Here is a 16,729-nt window from a genome sequence, read left to right as displayed (position 1 = left end):
GGTAACCAGGCCAGCATCTTCGGGTCGGTCACCCGGGCGTGCATGGCGGTCTCGCGGTGTACCGGCATCACGGTGTGGGGTGTGCGGGACTGTGATTCCTGGCGCGGATCCGACAACGCCCTGCTGTTCGACTGTGGCGGCAACAAGAAGGCGGCGTACACCAACGTCCTGAACGCCCTCAATGCCGGCGGAGGCACCACCCCGCCGCCTTCCACCCCGCCGCCCACGACCCCAGCGCCCACGACCCCAGCGCCCACGACGCCCCCGCCGCCCACGACGCCGCCGCCGGGGACGGGCGGTTGCTCGGCGTCGGTGTCGCTGAACTCGTGGACCGGCGGTTTCGTGGCCACCGTGCGGGTGACCGCTGGTTCCGCAGGTACGAACGGGTGGAGCGTCAGCATGACGCTTCCTGGTGGTGCCAGTGTCACCAACACCTGGAGCGCCTCGGCCAGTGGCTCCACTGGCACGGTGCGGTTCACCAACGTGGATTACAACGGCCGGCTCGGTGCGGGCCAGGTCACCGAGTTCGGTTTCCAGGGCAATGGCAGCGGGTCCGGCATGACGCCCACCTGCACCGCTGGCTGAGCACGGAATGACTGACTGAGCGGCCACGGTGGCCGGTGCGGAGGACAGCTCATGGTCCTCCGCACCGGCCGACCTGGTGGTGCGACGTGCGGGTCGATCAGGCGTACGGGAGCCGCAGCACCGACTGGTTGCCGATGCCCACGGTGCTGGGGTTGTTGCCGATCGCCGACCAGATCTCCACCCGGACCGTGCCGTTGCTCAGCGCGCCCAACGTGCCGGTGGCCGAGGCCAGGCCGGCGTTCTGGGTGTAGTGCTCGTAGCCGGGGACCGGGTCGGTGGCGAAGTAGCGCATGGTCTCCACCCGCTCCCAACTGCCGTTGCCGGTGAGGTCGTAGGAGATCCGCACCTGCACGCCGTTCCCGACCGCCGTGGCGGCGTCCACGAAGAGGTCGAACGTGGTCTGCCCGCCGGAGTAGGCGAGGTTGAGGCCGGTCGCCGTGAAGACCTGCGGGTTGGTGGGCGTACCGTCGTGGTTTCCGTTGGCGGCCGCGACCGTCGTCGTGGCCGCGCTACCGGCGGCGCCCAACCCACCCCCGGGCAGCAGGTACCGCGTCGGATTGCCCGTGGTCGGCGGTGAAGTGGTCGGTGGCGGGGTGGTCGGTGGCGGGGTGGTCGGCGGTGGGGTGGTCGTGGGCGTCGGCGTCGGTTGTACGCCGCCGGCCGCGTTGCCACCGCTCCAGGTGTACGCCCCGGTGGTGGCCGTCTTGCCGGCTCCCACGGTGAGGTTGGTGCCGTTGGAGAACGTCACCGTGATCGGCGTCGCGGTCGGGTTCGACGCCACGTAGGTGCGGGCCCCGTTGCGCGAGAAGACCGCCGACAGCGGGTGGTTGCCGGTCACCGTCGTGTCGACGGTGCCCAGGGCCGCGAGGTTACGGATCCAGTGGAAGGTGTGCGCCCGGCTCTCCCCCTCCTCCGGGGTGTAGCCGGGGTTCGCGCGGAGGTTCGCCAGCGCCGCATCGCCGTCGCCGAGGGCCTGGAACTGCCAGAGGATGTCCTGCCACACCGTCGGTTGCCCGCCGTTGTTGCGGACAAGTTCGGCATAGTTGGTCCGCACGTAAGCCGGGTTGTTGCCCAGGTAGAGGTGGCCGCCGGTGACCGGCAGCAGGTTGATGCCCTGGATCATCTCCGGGTCGGCGCTGAACCAGGTGGCGTACGCGCCGCCGTCACCCCAGACCATGCCGACCGTCGAGTGCCCGAAGGCGGCGGGGAAGTTCTGGTCGCTGGCGTCGAACCAGTATTCCTGGATGGCCGCGGCCTGTGTCGTGTAGAGGAAGACGCCGGCGTCGCGGACGGCGGTGTCGCCGGTCGCCTGCCCCCACTGGATCAGGGCGCTGGCGAAGTTCATCCCCTCCGACGAGGACTCCTGGTTGTTGCCGGAGCCGAACGAGCCGTGCCCGGAAGCCCAGTCGTGGCCGGCGTAGATGTCGAAGTCGCGCAGGTACGGGAAGCGGGTGTCGTCGCGGCGGTAGTTGTTGGCGTCGCGGATCAGCAGGTCCACCATGCCGCCGTAGCGGCTGGTGGCGGCCCACGCCGGGTCGAACTTGGCCAGTGTCGCGGCGGCGGCGATGAAGTAGCCGTAGTGGAAGTGGTGGTCGTTGAGCTCCTGGTCGGAGCCGTACGACGCCGGGTAGCCGATCAGGGTGCCCCAGTTGTTGTCGTAGTAGAAGACCCTGCTGGTCTTGCCGCTGGACGCGGTGAACCAGTCGGTGAGCGTGCTGCGGATCGCGTTCAACGCGCTGTCCCGCGTCGCGGTGTCGTTGACCAGGTCGGAGATCTCGGCGAGCCGAGCGGCCCGGCCGAGCCCCTTGCCGGTCCAGTAGGTGTCGTTGCCGCGCTGGTCCATCGGGTTCGCGCGAGCGGCGGTCAGGTGGCCGTTGAGCGTCGCCAGGTCGGCGCCGCTACCGTCGCCGACGGCCGGCAACTCCGGCAGGATGCCCTGGAACTTCATGGCGGTGCGGAACTGGTTGACGCCGGTGAGCACCTTCATCTGGCCGCGCGCCGACGGATAGGTCGGAGTTATCGCGGTGGACCCGCTCAGCGACTTCCACTGATGCGGGTAGAGGCTGACCACGGTCTGCGTGGCGGTCCCCTCCCGGGCGGTCGTGGTGAACGCGTAGGTGGTGGTCAGGCTGCTGGTCGCCGGGTTGTAGGCGTACGACACCTGGGTGCCGGTCACGTGGGCGTGCGCGTACCGGCCGTAGGTCGCGGCCAGGTCGGCGCGCTCCGCGGCGCTCGACGTCGGGGGCAGGAGGGCGACGGAGAAGTAGCCCCGACCGGCCAGCGCGGAGGAGATCCGGCCGCCGGCGACGGTCCAGCTGGCGCCGCTGGGCGCGTACCCGACGTAGTCGTGGCCATTGACCCGGAAGCCGATGGTGGCGCCGCTGTTGGACCAGACGTCGGGGGTGCCGGCGGTGCCGATCACCGCGTCTCCGCCGGTGGTCTGGAAGTACGCGAAGGGCAGGCCGTGGCCGATGGTGGCGCGCATGGTCCGCGTCCCGTCGCTCCAGTGAGGGCTGACCGTCCAGTCGGTCCAGCCGTCGACCTTGACCAGGGGTGCGCCGAGCCCGGCCACGCCGACCCGGATGTCCTGGACGTACGGGTAGTGGAATTCACCGACGCCGGTCGCGGTGCCGCTGATGGCAGGCGTGGAGTTGGCGGAGAAGCCGAGGCCGTCGGTGAAGGTGTCGTACGAGATCGGGTGGGCGTGCAGGGGCTCGCTGAAGGAGCAGTCGGTGCGCTTCCACAGCAGCGAGGACCACCAGTCGTTGGTGGGTATCGGCCCGGCGGGCGCGTTGGCGGTGGCGAACTGCCGGGGGTTGCTGGACATCGGGCCGCAGCCGTTGGGGAGCGGGCCGACCGGGGTGGTGGTGTAGCTGCCGGCACCGACTGGTGCGGCCTCGGCTGCGCGGGTGACGGGGATCGCGAGGCCGCCGACGACCAGGGCCAGAGCGGTGGCGGCGGCCAGGGCCCATCGGCGGTGGGGGACGGGAGGTTGCATGGTGCCTCCATCGCGCGCCGGGTGCGGCCCGTGCCGGCTCCGGCGCGTTGCGTCTGAATTGGGGGGAAGGTCTGGTGAGAGAGCGCTCTCTCGGTCACGGTAGTGGAGTACCGAGATCCCCGTCAATGTGTCAAACCCGTTGCGTGCTGATGTCGCTATTTGCCGGCGGCGTTGACGTCGCTCAGGAGCGCCTCGGGCGCGCGCATCCGCCACGCGTCGGTCACGAGCTCGCTGAGGCGTTCGAGGTCCACCTGCGCCAGGCGCAGCAGCACCAGAGGCAGGCCGCCGTAGCCGGGCGCGGTGAAGAAGACGTCGGGCTCCCCGAGCAGGAGAGCCTGCTTCTCGGCCTCGTCACCGACGAACAGCACCGCGATGTCGAGCCGGATCACCCGCGGTCTTCCCGGTACGCGCTCGGGATAGGACCAGACGAATCCCCTGTCGGCCACCCGGAAGTCGAAGCCGTCGCTGGCGATCTCCACCGCCTCCGGCAGGGCCAACGCCACCGCGCGTACGTCATCCGCGTCAGCCACCGAGACCCCTTGCACCGCGCACCATCCGCATGTGCCGAGATTACGCGGTGGACAGCGCGATGGCCGTGGCACCGATGACGGCCTGATTGCCGTTCTGCTGCACGTAGCCGACGACGGCGGCATTGCGAGGATAGAGATCCGACGGCGTCGCCAGCTCCACCCGTCCCCGGTCGGCGTCCAGGACCACCGACATGAAGGCCCGTACGACGTTGTCCTGCCGTAGCGTCCGCCCGGCGTTCTCCCCCCGGGCGATCTCGCTGTCCAGACCGCGTTCCACGATCGCCACGTTCAACACCGCCGGCCCCGCCGGCCGCTCGGTCCGGTAGTCCAGCACCACCTGCTGCCCGCTGAGGTCCGGTGCGGACAGCGTGAGAGGCGTGGCGGCGGTCGGCATCAGGGCGGACGCGATCGCGCCCGCCGCCCGTCGACGGTCGGAACCAACGAACTCGACGGTGCCGTTGACGACCATCTGCGGGGTGTACAAACGGCCGGAGCCGAAGGCGCGGGCGTACGCCTCCTGCCGCGCGGTGTACGCCGCGTCCGCGAACCGGTCGGGCCAGCCCAGATCGTCCCAGTAGTCGACGTGGAATCCGAGGGCGAAGACGGGCTGCCCCCGCTCCCGGGCATCGCGTTCGATCTCGGTCAGCACCTCCTCCGCGGGAGGGCAGCTCGAACAGCCCTGGGAGGTGAACATCTCGACGACGGCGAAGCTGCCGTCCGTCGCGGGGTTCGTCATTGTGGCGCGTCTCCTCCCGGGTTCCGGCTGGCGGCACTGCGTTCCCCGTTACGGCGGAGACAATGCGCCCGGGGAAGCGCCCATGCCGGCCTCGCAGGGAGCGCTGCGGGGTCAGGTGGTTGGATGGTCGCGTGCAGTTCACCGTGACAGACGTGCCGGCGCGGGAGCGTTTCGAGGCGCGCGACGAGGCGGGTGAGGTCGCCGGGGTTGTCACCTACCAGCTGACCGGCACCATCATCGCCTACACCCACACCGAGGTCGATCCGGCGTTCGAGGGCAAAGGCGTCGGGTCGACGCTGGCTCGCGCGGTGATGGACGACGCGCGGGCCAAGCGACGGACCGTCGTGCCCATCTGCCCGTTCCTCGCCGATTGGCTGGTCAAGCACCCGGAGTACGAGGGCATCGTGGTCCGCTCGACCCGCAAGGTCAAATAGGGTTCTCCACGAGGCGCGACGGCCGGTCGCAGGCGTCCGGCAGGAACTGGGCCGCGAGGGTGCGGGCGGTCGCGGTCGGTGTGTCGACGTCCAGCCCGGTGCGCCCCATGAACACGAGTCCCTGCTGCGCGCCGAGCAGGGCGCGCGCCGTCCCCGGTCTCGCCGACTACGCCGCGACCAAGGCCGGGCTGGTCGGCTACACCAGGGGCGTCGCCCACGACCTGGCGCGACGCGGCATCACCGGCGCCGTGCTTGACTCCAACGGCGGGCACACCGCCTGACCTCCCGCCCGTCCGAATCCTTCTCGGGAGACATCAACGATGACAGCCTCCACTTTCCGTGCCCTGCACCACGGCCGCGCTGCCGGCGACCCGCTCGTCCTGCCGGGGCCGTGGGACGCGGCCAGCGCGCAGGCGCTCGCCGAAGCCGGCTTCCCCGCACTCGCCATTCCGAGCGCCGGGGTAGCCGCCTCGCTCGGTTACGAGGACGGCTCGACCCCACCCGACGACATGTTCGCCGCGGTGGCGCGGATCGTCCGGGCCGTTTCCGTTCCCGTTTCCGCTGACGTGGAGGGCGGTTACGGCCTCACCCCCAGCGAGCTGGTCGGGCGGCTCCTGGAGGCGGGCGCCGTCGGCTGCAACCTGGAGGACTCCGAGGGGCACGCCACGCTGAAGGACCCGCAGCGGCACGCGGATTGGCTGGCCGAGGTGCGGGCGGAGGCGGGCGATGCTCTCTTCATCAACGCGCGTGTCGACACGTTCGTGGTCGGTACGGGTGACCCGGCCGACGCGGTGGCACGAGCCCGCCTGTACACGGCCGCCGGCGCCGACTGCATATACCCGATCCTGGCGCCGCCGGAGGTGCTCCCGGTGCTGCGGGAGGGCATCACGGGCCCGATCAACATGGTCGCCGGACCGGACAGGGAGTCCGTGGCCGAGCTGGCGCGGTGGGGCGCGACACGCATCACCTTCGGTCCGGGGATGCAGCGGTACGCGATGGGTGCGATCGGCGACCTCGCGGCAGGGCTCCGCGCCTGAAGCCCGGCGCCGCGAGGCCGGCGGTCAGGCGTCGGCGCGAGCGGCGAGGGCGTCCACCAGGCGGCGGGCGGAGCCGGCCAGGTTCCACTGCTGGGCAAGCTCCAGCAGCCGGTCCGGGTCGACGGGGGCGGTCGGCAGCGCGGTGGGCAGCTCCGGCAGTGGCACGTCCAGGGCGACCCGGACCACCGTCGGCGCGACGTCCAGGTAGTCGCGGGCGGCGACCAGCTTGGTGCGCAGACCCGGTGCGAAGGACGAGTCGGAGTCGTCGAGGGCGGCCAGAATGCCGGCGATGCTGCCGTACCGCTCGATGAGCCGGGCGGCGGTCTTCTCGCCGACGCCCGGCACGCCGGGCAGCCCGTCGCTGGGGTCGCCGCGCAGCGCGGCGAAGTCGGCGTACCGGTCGGCCGGCACGCCGTAGCGGGCCCGGACCGCGGCGTCGTCGCAGTCGTCGAGCTTGGCCACGCCGCGCCCGACATACAGCAGCCGGACCGGCCGGGTGTCGTCGATGAGCTGGAACAGGTCCCGGTCGCCGGAGACCACCTCCACCGGGCCCGGCTGGGTCACCGAGAGCGTGCCGAGCACGTCGTCGGCCTCGTAGCCGGTCGCGCCGACAACGGTGATGCCGATCGCGGCCAGCACCTCCAGGATCTTCGGCACCTGCGGGGAGAGCGTGTCCGGAACGACCTCGCCACCCTGGGGGGCCACCCGATGCGCCTTGTACGACGGCAGCAGCTCGACCCGCCACGCCGGCCGCCAGTCGTAGTCCATCGCGCAGACCATCCGGTCGGCACCGCGCCCGCGAATCAGGGTGGCGAGCATGTCGAGGAAGCCGCGCACCGCGTTGACCGGGGTGCCGTCCTCGGCGCGGGCGGCGGACTCCGGAATGCCGAAGTAGGCCCGGAAGTAGAGGCTGGGTGCGTCGATCAGCAGGATCGGGGATGGGTGTGCCACGCCGGACAGCCTGGCACAGCCCTCCGACGATCAGGGGTACGCCCGGCCGTCGGCGGTGTCAGCGCTGCTCGTCGTGCCGGTAGACGGTCTCCCGCCGAGCCAGGTGCTGCACGACGTAACTGGTCACCAGCAGCAGGATCGCGACCACCACCTCGACCCAGGCCGCGACGCCGTCGGCCACGGTGAGGCCGATGATCAGCAGGAACAGGCCCACGAGCGCGAGGACTCCGGCCCACAGCTGGCGGCGTCTGCGTGTCGCCGCCCGGTTCGCCTCGTTCGCTGCCACGTGGTCCTCCTGGTCGGGGGGTGCCCGCGCGGCATCCCCGATTTCAGGCTATGACCCCGGTGTCGCCCGACCAGGGAAACCCTGCGAAAGCGCGGTCACCGACTGCCCACGGTGACGGTGGGCGCGGCGGGACGGGGGTCGTCGTCCCGGTCGTGGTCGGTGAGGTCGCGCAGGTGCCGGACCGGGGAGAGCAGCAGCACCAGCGGCGCGCACACCAGGGTCGCCGCGAAGACGAACAGGGTGGTACGGGCGCCGAACGGGCCGGCCAGCGCGCCGGCGACCAGCCCGCCGACCGGAATCGCGCCCCAGGAGACGAACCGCACGGTCGCCATCACCCGGGACAGCAGGTCGGGTGGGCTGGCGATCTGCCGGTAGGTCCGGGTGGTCACGCTGAGCACCACGGTCCCGAGGGAGAAGACGATGCTGCCGGCGGCGAAGGCGGCGTACGCCAGCAAGCCGGTGCCCCCGGGGATCAGGAACGCACCGGCCACCGTGGTGAATCCGGCGGCGATCAGCGCGCGGGCGGTGCCGATCCGCGCGGTGATCCGTGTGGTGAGTGCCGCCCCGACCAACGCGCCGACCCCCTCGACGGCGAGCAGGACCCCGACCAGGCCGGCGGGGGCGTGCAGCTCGCGGACCAGGTAGAGCGGGAAGAGCGCGAACTGTGCGCCGCAGACGAAGTTGATCGCCGTGGCGGCCCACATGCTCGGCCCCATCACCGGGTGGTACGCGACGAAGCGCCAGCCCTCACGGATCAGCTCACCGACCGGGGGCCAGCGGTCCGGCACGTCGACGCGGCTGGCGGGCAGCGTGCGCAGCAGTGCCGCCGAGACGAGATAGCTGGCCGAGTCGACGAGCAGGGTGGGCACCGCGCCGATCGCCTGCACGGCGAGCCCGCCGAGGGACGGGCCGCTGAGCAGGGTCGCGGCGTGGGTGGCCGAGGTGAGGCTGTTGCGCGACTGCAACTGCTCCCGTTCGACGATGCTGGGCAGGAAGGTCGAGTTGGCCACGTCGAAGAGCACGGTGGCGAAACTGACCACGAGCGCGGTGACCACCAGGTGGGCGACGGTGAGATGGCCCCACCACCAGGCCAGTGGGATGGACGCGACGGCGACCGCGCGGGCCAGGTCGGCGCCGACCTGGGCGCCGCGCAGCGGTAGGCGTTGCACGATGACGCCGGCGGGTAGCCCGATCACGATCCAGGCGACGTAGCTGGCCGCCGCGACCATGCCCATCTGGAACGCGGAGGCGTCGAGGACGGTGAGCGCGGTCAGCGGCAGGGCCACCGCGCCGACCGCCGACCCGACCATGCTGGTCGTGCCGGCGGTCCACCAGCGCCAGAACACTGCGGCCCGATTTCCGACGTCCACGTCGTCAGCCCCCGTTCGTCGTGCCAGTGCGTTCCAATCTGGAACGGACTATAGTCGGGACGGGACCAACGGAGGTAGCGGGTGCGGCGAGAAGATCTTGCCGATGCGGACTGCGGCATCGCGCAGGCGCTCGGCGTACTGGGGGACTGGTGGACGTTCCTCATCGTGCGCGACGTCGCCGGCGGGACGACCCGTTTCGACGGGCTCCAGCGTGAGCTTGGTGTCAGCCGGCGGGCGCTGACCGAACGCCTCGCCGCCCTGGTCGAGCACGGGGTGCTGGAGCGCCGGCCGTACTCCCGACACCCACCGCGGTACGACTACCTGCTCACCGGGAAGGGTGAAGGTTTGCTGCCAGTGTTGATCGCTCTGCAGGACTGGGGGACGAGGCACCTGATGGGTGACGGTGAGGTGACCGCGACGGCCGATGCGGGCTCTGCCGAGACCCGCCGGGCGCATGACCTGATCGGGCGGCGGCTACCCGAGGTCGTCCTGCCCGGTCCCGACGGCCAGCCGGTCGCGTTGGCGACGACGGACGCGTGGAGCGTCCTCTACTTCTTCCCCGGGGCGTACGCGCCGGGGACGGGCGGTTATCCGCCGGGCTGGGCGGAGATCCCGGGCGCCCGGGGTTGCACCCTGGAGTCGACCACCTACGCCAAGCGGCATCCGGACTTCGAGGCCGCCGGGGTGCGGGTGCACGGGATCAGCACCCAGCGGCCGGACCAGCTCGCCGACTTCGCCGCGTACGCCGAGCTGCCGTTTCCGTTGCTGTCCGATCAGGACGGCCGACTGGCCGCAGGGCTGCTGCTGCCCGTCTTCCGCGCCGGCGGGGTGACCCGGTTCAAGCGGCTGACACTGCTGGTCGACCCGACGGCGGTGGTGCGGGCCGTGCAGTTCCCGGTCACCGACCCGGCCGCCTCGGTGGACGAGATGCTCGCCGTGGTCCGCGAGCACGCAGGGATCCCCGGCTGACGCTCGGCGTCGACCGGGGACCGTGCGGGCCTCACCGTCAGGCCGGGAGCGTCCAGCGCTGGTTGGCGCCGGCGAAGCAGTCCCAGATCTGCAGCCGGGTGCCGTCGGCGGAGCTGTTGTCGCTGGCGTCCAGGCACCTGTTCGACTGCGGGTTGCGCAGCGTGCCGTTGGACTGCGCCTGCCAGACCTGAGCGCCGCTGCCGTTGCAGTCCCAGAGCTGGATCTTCGCGCCGTTGGCGGTCGAGCCGTTGGTGATGTCGGCGCACTTGCCGAGGGCGCGCAACGTGCCGTTGCTGGCCACCGTCCAGGTCTGGGCGTTGGTGCCGTTGCAGCCCCAGAGCTGGATGGGGGCGCCGTTGGCGGTGCTCGCCGAGGCCACGTCGACGCACTTGCCGGCGAGCCCGGTGATCTGGCCGGTACGACCGGTCGGCGGCGGGGTGGTGCCCCCCATGATGGTGTCGTACATGGCGCTGACCAGTGAGGTCGAGCCGGCGGTGTCCTGCGACAGCTCCCAGTTCATCACGCCGCCGGCGTTGGCGAGCGCCCACTGCGTCTTGCGCTTGACCGTCGGGATGCCGTTGTAGCACTGCTGGGCGCCGCCGGCGGTGGTGCAGTCCCGGTTGGCGTTGGCCGGGTCCATCGCGACCAGCGCCGAGTAGGTGTAGTAGCCGGGGCGGCTGTAGAACGGGATCCCGAGCACGGCCTTGCTGGCCGGCAGGCCGCGGGACTTCCACAGGTTGATGCTGGCGATCGACCAGTCGTAGTTGGCGTGCGGGCTGCCACCGTCGTACGCCATGATGTTGAGCCAGTCGACCTGGCCGAACACGGCCGTCTGTACGCCCTGGACGCTGCCGCCCTCGGAGACGACGGCGGCGGTGAGCAGCTTGCCGCGACTGTGCATCGCACTGCCGAGCTGCGTCATGAGCTGGGTGTAGTTGTTCGCCGAGGCACCCGGGTCGGGATATTCCCAGTCCATGTCGACGCCGTCCAGGTTGTACTGGTTGACGAAGTTGACCAGGTTGTTGACGAAGGTGGTCCGACTGCCGGAGTTGGCCGCGAGGGCCTCGAAGGCCGAGTCGTTGCCGTCGTTCCAGCCACCGACGGCGATCGACACCTTGACGTTGTTGGCGTGCGCGAGGGAGACCAGCGAGGAGAGCTTGCTCGGGTTCTCCACCGGGCGCAGGCTGCCGTCGTTGTTGGGCAGCGCGAACGCGTAGTTGATGTGGGTGAGCTTGTTGTACTGGATGGTGTTGACGTCGCCGGCCCAGGAGGGCATGTAGCCGACGCTCTTGAAGTTGTTCGGCAGCACCACGGCCTGCGCGGCGGTGGTGGTGACGGTGAGGGTGGCGCCGGCTGTGGCCAGCGCGAGCAGGCTGGCGGCGAGGGCGCGGCGCAGTGGTGAGGACATCGGGGGCCTTCCCGTGGCGGGGGTCGACACCCGCCCACGCGAGGTTGTCGCGGGCGGGGGGTGCGGGACGCAGGAACGGGTGGGCCTCGAGGCAGTCAAATCTTAAAGAGTGTTAACTGTCGTCGTCAATCAACATCTGTGGATTTATCGCCTGTCGCCGCCCGTCGTCCGGTTCGGGGGATCCCCAAACGACCGTTAAGCTGGCGGTGTGGGAATCGACGAGCTGTATCCGCCGGATCGGCTGATCGCCGCGCAGCGCGCCACCGCCGCTGCCGGCCTGGATGCCCTGCTGCTCACCCCCAGCTCCGACCTGCGCTATCTGACCGGGTACGACGCCCACGCGGGGGAGCGGCTGACCTGCCTGGTGCTGCCCGCCGAGGGCGAGCCGACCCTCATCGTGCCCAGGCTGGAGCGCCCGGCCGCGGAGGCGTCCCCAGCGCCGGCCACCGGGGTACGCATCGTCGACCACATCGACGGCACCGACCCGTACCCCCTGGTCGTCGCCGCCCTCGACGGCCCGGTCACGGCGGTCGGGCTGGCCGACCGGATGTGGGCCGAGCAGGTCCTCGCGCTACGGGCGGCGCTTTCCGGCACCGCGCAGCGGCTCGCCTCCGAGGTGTTGCGCGAGCTGCGCATCCGCAAGTCCCCGGCAGAGGTCGCGGCGCTCGCCGAGGCTGGTGCGGCGATCGACGAGGTGCATCTGCGGATGGGGCAGTGGCTGCGCCCCGGGCGCACCGAGGCCGAGGTCGCCGCCGACATCGCCGCGGCGATCCGGGCCGCCGGGCACGGCACCGTCGACTTCGTCATCGTGGCGGCCGGACCCAACGGGGCCAGCCCGCACCACGGCACCTCGGACCGGCCGATCGGCGCCGGCGAGCCGGTGGTGGTCGACATCGGCGGCACCATGCCGTCCGGCTACCGCTCGGACTGCACCCGCACGTACGTGGCGGGCGGGCCGGCGCCAGCCGAGTTCCTGGAATACTACGCGGTGTTGCAGGCCGCCCAGAGCGCCGCGGTCGCGGCGGTGCGGCCCGGGCTCACGGGCGCGGCGGCCGACGCCGCGGCCCGGGAGCCGATCGCCGCCGCCGGCTACGGCCCCGCGTTCCTGCACCGCACCGGCCACGGCATCGGCCTGGACGGTCACGAGGAGCCCTACCTGGTGGCCGGCAACGACCGGCCCCTGGAGGCCGGGATGGCGTTCTCCATCGAACCGGGCATCTACCTGGCAGGCCGGCACGGCGCCCGCATCGAGGACATCGTCGTCTGCACCACAGACGGCGTGAAACGGCTCAACACCACCCCCACGGAGCTCATCGCACTATGACTGTCGACCGGATCCTCCCCACCGACGAGGCCCACGACCTGCTGGGCCTCGCCACCGAGCTCGCCGACCGCGAGCTCGCCCCCAGGGCCGCCGCCTTCGAGGAGCGCGCCGAGTTCCCCCGCGAGGTGCTGCGTACCCTCGGCCGCGCCGGCCTGCTCGGCCTGGCCTACCCCGAGGAGTACGGCGGCGCGGCTCAGCCGTACGAGGTGTACCTGCAGGTGCTGGAGATCCTGGCCAGCCGTTGGCTCGCGGTCGCCGAGGCGGTCAGTGTGCACACCCTGTCCTGCTACCCGGTGGCCGCGTTCGGCAGTGACGAGCAGCGCAAGCTGCTGCCGGACATGCTCGGCGGCGAGTTGCTGGGCGCGTACTGCCTCTCCGAGCCGCAGGGCGGCTCCGACGCCGCGTCGCTGAGCACCCGGGCGGTTCGCGACGGCGACGCGTACCTGGTCTCCGGCACCAAGGCGTGGATCACCCACGCTCGGACCGCCGACTTCTACAACGTCTTCTGCCGCACCGGAGAGTCCGGCCCGAAGGGGATCTCCTGCCTGCTCGCCGACGCGGGCACGCCCGGCATCACCCCGCAGGCGGCCGAGCGGACGATGGGTCTGCGCGCCTCACCGGTGGCGCAGATCGCCTTCGACGAGGCGCGGGTGCCGGCCGACCGGCTCATCGGCGGCGAGGGGGTCGGCTTCACCATCGCGATGTCCGCCCTGGACTCCGGCCGGTTGGGCATCGCGGCCTGCGCGGTCGGGCTGGCCCAGGCGGCCCTGGACTACGCGGTCTCCTACGCCCGGGAGCGGCAGCAGTTCGGTCGGTCCATCATCGACTTCCAGGGGCTCGGCTTCATGCTCGCCGACGCGGCCACCCAGATCTCCGCCGCCCGCGCGTTGACCCTCGCGGCGGCCCGGCTGCGCGACGCCGGCCGCCCGTACGCGATCGAGGCGGCCAAGGCGAAGCTCTTCGCCACCGACATGGCGATGCGGGTGACGACCGACGCGGTGCAGGTGCTCGGCGGCGCCGGCTATGTGGCCGACCACCCGGTGGAGCGGTACATGCGCGAGGCCAAGGTGTTGCAGATCGTGGAGGGCACCAACCAGATCCAGCGGATGGTGATCTCCCGAGCGCTGGCCAAGGGCTGAGAACGGTGCGTGGTGGCGCGGCTGCGGTGGGTTCACCGCGGCCCGCCGCCCGCGCGGTGCGGCGGGCGCTCGTCGCCGTCGGACGGTTTTCCCGGTAGGTTGCACGCCGTGGAGGAGATCGACCGCGCTATCGTCGCCGCGCTGACCGCTGACGGCCGTCTGTCGTACACCGACCTGGCCGAGAGGGTGGGGCTGTCGGTGTCCGCCGTGCACCAGCGGGTGCGCCGGCTGGAGCAGCGCGGGGTGGTCAAGGGGTACGCCGCTCGGGTCTCGTTCGAGGCGTTGGACCTGCCGCTGACCGCGTTCGTGGCGATCCGCCCGTTCGACCCGTCGCAGCCGGACGACGCGCCGGAGCGACTGGCCCACCTGCCCGAGATCGACTCCTGTTACTCGGTGGCGGGGGAGGACTTCTACATGCTGCTGGTGCGGGTGGCGAGCCCGACGGACCTGGAGCGGGTGCTCCAGGAGATTCGCACGTCGGCGAACGTGACCACCCGGACCACGGTGGTGCTGTCCACCCCGTACGAGAACCGGCCGCCGAAGATCAGTGTCGGGGCACCGAGTCGGTCGCGGTCCCGGGCGCCGGAGGAGCCGGCTGGTTCCACCGCAGGATGACCGGCCGCTCGTGCTCGTGACCGAGCGCGCTGACCGTGGCGGTGTCCAGCCGCAGCAGGCCGCCGGCGGACGCGGGCAGGCCGATCCAGCGGGCGCCGAGCACCCGCAGGCTGTGCGCGTGGCCGACCAGGGCGACGGCGCCCCGGTCGAGCAGCGGGGTGACGCGGGCCAGCACCCGGTCGAGCCGGGCGCCCACCTGCGCGGGTGACTCCCCGCCGGGGCAGCCGTCGGTCCAGATGTTCCAGTGCGGCTGGTCGGAGTGGATGTCGACGGTGGTGCGGCCCTCGTACTCGCCGTAGTTCCACTCGCTGAGGTCCTCGTCGACGGCGTCGACGGTGAGACCGGCCAGTTGCGCGGTGCGCAGTGCCCGGGAGCGGGGGCTGGCCAGCACGGTCGTGAACCGTCGGCCGGCCAGGAACGCGGCGAGGGTGCGGGCCTGTCGCTCGCCGTCGGGGGTCAGCTCCAGATCGGTGTACGAGGTGTGCCGTCGGGTGGCGCTCCAGGTGGTCTCGCCGTGCCGGATCAGCAGGAGCTCTCCCATGCGGTCAGTTAACCACCGAGGCCAGGTCGGCACTCGGCACTCCCTCAACCTATCTTCCTAGGACGCCTTAGCGGGTGTGCCGACCGGCACCACCGGTTTCGGCACCCAGGAACCGGGCAACCGAGCGGGGACAACCGCCAGACCGAGGAGGCGCGATGAGCTTCACCGAGAAGGCACGAAACAAGGTTGAGCAGATGGCCGGCGCCGCGAAGGAGCGCGTCGGCGACATGACCGACAACGAGCGGATGCGTGGCGAGGGCGCCAGCGAGCAGAGCGACGCGCGCGCCAAGCAGGCCGGTCAGAACGTCAAGGACGCCGGCCGCAACGTGAAGGACTCCTTCACGAAGTGACCTGAGCGGTCCACGGGTCCCCGGGCGCACCATCGCCCGGGGACCCGTCGTGTGCTGCGGCTGATTCGGTGCCGAACCACCGTCGCAACGCCTCGGTGACGTCGTCCGTCCCGGTGCCGGCCCAGGCCAGGTAGCCGTCGGGCGGACGAGCACGGCGTCCGCCCCGATTCCGCCGCGAGCCGGGATCACGTCCAGCCGATGGCGCCACGCGGACGGTAGGTATACGCCGTCGGTGGTGAGGTCGATCAGGACGCGCACCTGATGATGGCGATCGTGGATGCGCCGCATCCGGATCCGGCGGCCGAGGTGTTGAGCGAGTTGCACGTTGACCCGGGAGGCGGTGCGTGTCCGGCTGCGGCAGCTGCCGGCCTAGGTGGGCGTTCCGGTGATCAAGGAAGCGGGCGTGCGGCTCGACGGGGCAGTGAACGTCGCTCACGTCTGCGATGATCAACGTCGTGATCCGGCCTCGGTTTCGCCCGCTGTGTCGCGTGCTGATTGTGTCGGCCGTTCTCGGCAGTGTCGCGTGCACGGCGTCCCGGGCGTCACCGCCGGCCGTGCCGGTCTTCGTTGGCCCGTCCGCTTCTTCGGCCGCGCCGTCGGTCAGCGTCGCACCACAGAGGACGGTTGTGGCCGTGCCGGGTGCGACGCGGGTGGGAAGCCGGCCACCGGTGGTCGATCACGGGCCACGGGTCGGGAACCTGGTGGCGTTGACCTTCGACGCGGACATGACCGACGGGATGCTGGGCAACCTGCGCGCCGGTCGGGTCACGTCGTACGCCAACCTGCGCATCCTGGACCTGCTGGAGCGGGAGCAGGTCCCGGCCACCTTTTTCCTGACGGGCAAGTGGGTGGAGCGGTATCCGGATCTCACCCGGCGGATCGCCGACAACCCGCGCTTCGAGTTGGCCAACCACACGTACGGGCATCTGGCGTTCACCGGCGACTGCTACGACCTGCCCCGGGTGCCCGCGAAGGGCATGACCGACGACGTGGCGAAGACGTTCCGGGTGATCGAACCGTACGGGGGTCGGCAGACCCGATACTTCCGCTTTCCGGGGTTGTGCCACAACGCGGCGGCGCTGGACGCGTTGGCACCGCTCGGGTTGACGGTCGTCGACGGGGATGTGGTCAGCGGCGACCCGTTCGCCACCGCGTGGAAGCCCCTCGTGCGCGCGGTGCTGGACAACGTACGCCCCGGCTCGGTGGTGATCATGCATGTGACCGAGGCGAACGCCGCGATGACCGATGAGGCGTTGCCGCACATCCTGGCCGGGCTGCGCGAGCGTGGGCTGGTGCCGGCGCCGTTGTCCGAGGTGCTGACCCCCGCCTAACGGCCGCCGGGCCCCCGCTGCCGCGTCGATCTAAGGCGTGTTTCATAAGCCGGTCAGAGCCACTCGGTGATGATGGTGAGGGTCAGGACGGCTTGGAAGCGGACTGCGAGTTTGTCGTAGCGGGT

General features: G+C 71.4%; 18 protein-coding genes. 10 read left to right on the top strand and 8 right to left on the bottom strand.

From position 1 onward, the window contains the following. A partial coding sequence (locus ABZS37_RS31845) for a cellulose binding domain-containing protein (protein WP_355175167.1) occupies positions 1-585 on the top strand: 585 nt, incomplete at its 5' end. Positions 586-682: 97 nt separating this feature from the next. Here ABZS37_RS31845 and ABZS37_RS31840 read toward each other — a convergent pair. The 3 genes from ABZS37_RS31840 to ABZS37_RS31830 all read right to left on the bottom strand — a co-directional run bounded on the left by ABZS37_RS31840 (position 683) and on the right by ABZS37_RS31830 (position 4,849). Beyond that, a complete protein-coding gene (locus ABZS37_RS31840) occupies positions 683-3,583 on the bottom strand; it encodes a glycosyl hydrolase (RefSeq protein WP_355175165.1) in 2,901 nt (966 codons plus the stop codon). Positions 3,584-3,738: 155 nt separating this feature from the next. Then, positions 3,739-4,113 carry a hypothetical protein gene (locus ABZS37_RS31835; RefSeq protein WP_355175163.1) on the bottom strand — a complete coding sequence of 125 codons (375 nt, stop codon included), beginning with the start codon at positions 4,111-4,113 and terminating at the stop codon, positions 3,739-3,741. Positions 4,114-4,153: 40 nt separating this feature from the next. After that, positions 4,154-4,849, bottom strand: coding sequence for a DUF1223 domain-containing protein (locus ABZS37_RS31830; RefSeq protein WP_355175161.1), 696 nt, complete (start codon positions 4,847-4,849; stop codon positions 4,154-4,156). 131 nt (positions 4,850-4,980) lie between these two features. Between ABZS37_RS31830 and ABZS37_RS31825 the strand changes: the two genes are divergently transcribed. From ABZS37_RS31825 to ABZS37_RS31815, 3 genes are all read left to right on the top strand, one after another. Further along, entirely contained in the window at positions 4,981-5,283 is a 303-nt protein-coding gene (locus ABZS37_RS31825) for a GNAT family N-acetyltransferase (protein ID WP_355175159.1), read from the top strand. Positions 5,284-5,390: 107 nt separating this feature from the next. Then, on the top strand, positions 5,391-5,564 hold the full coding sequence (locus tag ABZS37_RS31820; protein ID WP_355175157.1) for a hypothetical protein: 174 nt from the start codon (positions 5,391-5,393) through the stop codon (positions 5,562-5,564). 39 nt (positions 5,565-5,603) lie between these two features. Continuing rightward, positions 5,604-6,320, top strand: a complete 717-nt coding sequence (locus ABZS37_RS31815) for an isocitrate lyase/phosphoenolpyruvate mutase family protein (RefSeq protein WP_355175155.1) — start codon at positions 5,604-5,606, stop codon at positions 6,318-6,320. 24 nt (positions 6,321-6,344) lie between these two features. Here ABZS37_RS31815 and ABZS37_RS31810 read toward each other — a convergent pair whose 3' ends face one another. The 3 genes from ABZS37_RS31810 to ABZS37_RS31800 form a co-directional block, all read right to left on the bottom strand. Next, positions 6,345-7,271, bottom strand: a complete 927-nt coding sequence (locus ABZS37_RS31810) for a 5'-3' exonuclease (RefSeq protein ID WP_355175153.1) — start codon at positions 7,269-7,271, stop codon at positions 6,345-6,347. Positions 7,272-7,329: 58 nt separating this feature from the next. After that, on the bottom strand, positions 7,330-7,557 hold the full coding sequence (locus tag ABZS37_RS31805) for a hypothetical protein (protein WP_355175151.1): 228 nt from the start codon (positions 7,555-7,557) through the stop codon (positions 7,330-7,332). A 95-nt stretch (positions 7,558-7,652) separates the two neighbouring features. Beyond that, positions 7,653-8,927, bottom strand: coding sequence for an MFS transporter (locus tag ABZS37_RS31800; protein WP_355175149.1), 1,275 nt, complete (start codon positions 8,925-8,927; stop codon positions 7,653-7,655). Between the two features lie 81 nt (positions 8,928-9,008). On the opposite strand from ABZS37_RS31800, the gene ABZS37_RS31795 reads away from it, so the two are divergent. Continuing rightward, on the top strand, positions 9,009-9,896 hold the full coding sequence (locus ABZS37_RS31795) for a winged helix-turn-helix transcriptional regulator (protein WP_355175147.1): 888 nt from the start codon (positions 9,009-9,011) through the stop codon (positions 9,894-9,896). Between the two features lie 37 nt (positions 9,897-9,933). Here ABZS37_RS31795 and ABZS37_RS31790 read toward each other — a convergent pair whose 3' ends face one another. After that, positions 9,934-11,304 (bottom strand): glycosyl hydrolase family 18 protein, encoded by a 1,371-nt coding sequence (locus ABZS37_RS31790; protein ID WP_355175145.1) that lies wholly within the window; start codon positions 11,302-11,304, stop codon positions 9,934-9,936. 208 nt (positions 11,305-11,512) lie between these two features. Between ABZS37_RS31790 and ABZS37_RS31785 the strand changes: the two genes are divergently transcribed. The 3 genes from ABZS37_RS31785 to ABZS37_RS31775 all read left to right on the top strand — a co-directional run bounded on the left by ABZS37_RS31785 (position 11,513) and on the right by ABZS37_RS31775 (position 14,382). Then, positions 11,513-12,628, top strand: coding sequence for a Xaa-Pro peptidase family protein (locus ABZS37_RS31785; RefSeq protein ID WP_355175143.1), 1,116 nt, complete (start codon positions 11,513-11,515; stop codon positions 12,626-12,628). Continuing rightward, positions 12,625-13,767, top strand: a complete 1,143-nt coding sequence (locus ABZS37_RS31780) for an acyl-CoA dehydrogenase family protein (protein WP_355175141.1) — start codon at positions 12,625-12,627, stop codon at positions 13,765-13,767. Before ABZS37_RS31785 ends, ABZS37_RS31780 begins: the two co-directional genes overlap by 4 nt. 108 nt (positions 13,768-13,875) lie before the next feature. Further along, on the top strand, positions 13,876-14,382 hold the full coding sequence (locus ABZS37_RS31775; protein ID WP_355175140.1) for an Lrp/AsnC family transcriptional regulator: 507 nt from the start codon (positions 13,876-13,878) through the stop codon (positions 14,380-14,382). Here the strand turns inward: ABZS37_RS31775 and ABZS37_RS31770 are convergent. Then, positions 14,312-14,923 carry a histidine phosphatase family protein gene (locus ABZS37_RS31770; protein WP_355175138.1) on the bottom strand — a complete coding sequence of 204 codons (612 nt, stop codon included), beginning with the start codon at positions 14,921-14,923 and terminating at the stop codon, positions 14,312-14,314. The genes ABZS37_RS31775 and ABZS37_RS31770 overlap by 71 nt on opposite strands. 155 nt (positions 14,924-15,078) lie before the next feature. On the opposite strand from ABZS37_RS31770, the gene ABZS37_RS31765 reads away from it, so the two are divergent. Further along, positions 15,079-15,273 carry a CsbD family protein gene (locus tag ABZS37_RS31765; RefSeq protein WP_354997764.1) on the top strand — a complete coding sequence of 65 codons (195 nt, stop codon included), beginning with the start codon at positions 15,079-15,081 and terminating at the stop codon, positions 15,271-15,273. A gap of 632 nt (positions 15,274-15,905) precedes the next feature. After that, positions 15,906-16,604, top strand: coding sequence for a polysaccharide deacetylase family protein (locus ABZS37_RS31760; RefSeq protein WP_355175136.1), 699 nt, complete (start codon positions 15,906-15,908; stop codon positions 16,602-16,604). Positions 16,605-16,729: the final 125 nt, after the last annotated feature.

The sequence above is a fragment of the Micromonospora sp. NPDC005413 genome (assembly GCF_040606435.1).
Lineage (GTDB): Bacteria > Actinomycetota > Actinomycetes > Mycobacteriales > Micromonosporaceae > Micromonospora.
Note: the sequence above shows the minus strand (reverse complement) of the source record. Positions and strands in the feature narration are given on the sequence as shown.

What these genes read in the sequence shown, in the direction of transcription:
- ABZS37_RS31840 (WP_355175165.1), bottom strand. Translation starts at nt 3,583, where the DNA reads ATGCAACCTCCCGTCCCCCACCGCCGATGGGCCCTGGCCGCCGCCACC.
- ABZS37_RS31830 (WP_355175161.1), bottom strand. Translation starts at nt 4,849, where the DNA reads ATGACGAACCCCGCGACGGACGGCAGCTTCGCCGTCGTCGAGATGTTC.
- ABZS37_RS31820 (WP_355175157.1), top strand. Translation starts at nt 5,391, where the DNA reads ATGAACACGAGTCCCTGCTGCGCGCCGAGCAGGGCGCGCGCCGTCCCC.
- ABZS37_RS31815 (WP_355175155.1), top strand. Translation starts at nt 5,604, where the DNA reads ATGACAGCCTCCACTTTCCGTGCCCTGCACCACGGCCGCGCTGCCGGC.
- ABZS37_RS31790 (WP_355175145.1), bottom strand. Translation starts at nt 11,304, where the DNA reads ATGTCCTCACCACTGCGCCGCGCCCTCGCCGCCAGCCTGCTCGCGCTG.
- ABZS37_RS31780 (WP_355175141.1), top strand. Translation starts at nt 12,625, where the DNA reads ATGACTGTCGACCGGATCCTCCCCACCGACGAGGCCCACGACCTGCTG.
- ABZS37_RS31770 (WP_355175138.1), bottom strand. Translation starts at nt 14,923, where the DNA reads ATGGGAGAGCTCCTGCTGATCCGGCACGGCGAGACCACCTGGAGCGCC.
- ABZS37_RS31765 (WP_354997764.1), top strand. Translation starts at nt 15,079, where the DNA reads ATGAGCTTCACCGAGAAGGCACGAAACAAGGTTGAGCAGATGGCCGGC.